Here is a 1,381-nt window from a genome sequence, read left to right on the forward strand (position 1 = left end):
GATCGTGTCCCGGGAAGTGGTGTAACTCATCATGGCTTTGGCCATTGAGCTTGCCGTTTAGTTGATCACGGCCGACAGCTTGGCCTGTGGATTATCGCTGACGGCCTCAAAGGCCTCCAGCTGCATATACCGCCGTTGCAGGCACCACTCGTCGTTCTGCTCCAGCAGCATCGCCCCGACCAGCCGTGTGATGGCTGGGTCGTTGGGGAAGATCCCCACGACGTCGGTGCGACGCTTGATCTCTGCGTTGAGTCGCTCCAGAGGATTAGTGCTGTGCAGTTGCTGTCGGTGCGCCTTGGGAAACGCCATGTGCGCCAGTACTTCATCCTCGCAGCCGTCCATGAGCGTTGCGATCTTGGGGTACTTCTCGCGCAGTTGGTCAGCAACCAGGCGCCACTGCTGGTGGCATTCGGCACGGCTGTCTTGGGCGAAAACCGTGCGCAAAAGCGCCGCCACCATGGTGCGTTGTCCCTTGCCGACATGGGCCATGGCGTTACGCATGAAATGCACGCGGCAGCGCTGCCAGGTCGCGTTGAAGACCTTGGAGACAGCCGCCTTGAGCCCTTCGTGGGCGTCAGAGATGACCAGCTTCACGCCGCGCAGGCCTCGTCGCATGAGGCTTCGCAGGAAGTCCGTCCAGAACGGTTCTGCTTCCGAAGGGCCAACCCGCATGCCCAACACCTCGCGCCCACCATCGGTGTTCACGGCCACGGCGATTATGACCGCGACCGAGACGATTCTCCCGGCCTCCCGCACCTTGACGTACGTAGCGTCGATCCACAGGTAGGGCCAATCGCCTTCCAGTGGGCGGTCGAGGAAAGCGTGGACACGTTCATCGATCTCGCCGGCCAGCCGTGACACTTGGCTCTTGGAGATGCCGGTCATGCCCATGGCCTTGACCAGTTCGTCCACCGAACGCGTTGAAACGCCTTGAATGTAGGCTTCCTGGATCACTGCCGCCATGGCCTTCTCTGCAGTACGTCGAGGCTCAAGAAAACCAGGAAAGTAGCTGCCTTGGCGCAGCTTGGGGATCTTAAGGTCAACGTCACCCGCGCGGGTTTGCCAGAGGCGATCACGGTAGCCGTTGCGGCTGTTTGTCCGGTCTGGGCTTTTGACATCGAAGCCGGCGCCGCACAGGCCTTCGACATCGAACTCCATCATGCGCTGGGCAACGAACTGGATCATTTGCTTGAGCAGATCAGCATCTGCCCCTTTCTCAACCAACTCGGTCAATGCGATAGTGGGCTTGGTCATCGTGGTTTCTCTGGTGAGTGTTTGGTCTTCGCAAACTCAACGTTAGCCAAGAACCACGATGACCATCCTCTTTCGCCCGCAGGGCGCCTTCGGCTGGTTCAGTTACACCACTTCCCGGGACACGATC

General features: G+C 60.0%; 1 protein-coding gene. It reads right to left on the reverse strand.

Annotation, left to right across the window (positions count from 1 at the left end):
• Positions 1–57: 57 nt before the first annotated feature.
• Complete coding sequence (locus CAG22_RS26890; protein WP_016391483.1) at positions 58–1,254, reverse strand: IS256 family transposase; 1,197 nt, start codon at positions 1,252–1,254, stop codon at positions 58–60.
• Positions 1,255–1,381: the final 127 nt, after the last annotated feature.

Origin of the sequence: Pseudomonas sp. B8(2017) (assembly GCF_002113575.1) — a bacterium.
In the GTDB taxonomy this organism is placed as follows: Bacteria; Pseudomonadota; Gammaproteobacteria; order Pseudomonadales; family Pseudomonadaceae; genus Aquipseudomonas; species Aquipseudomonas putida_Z.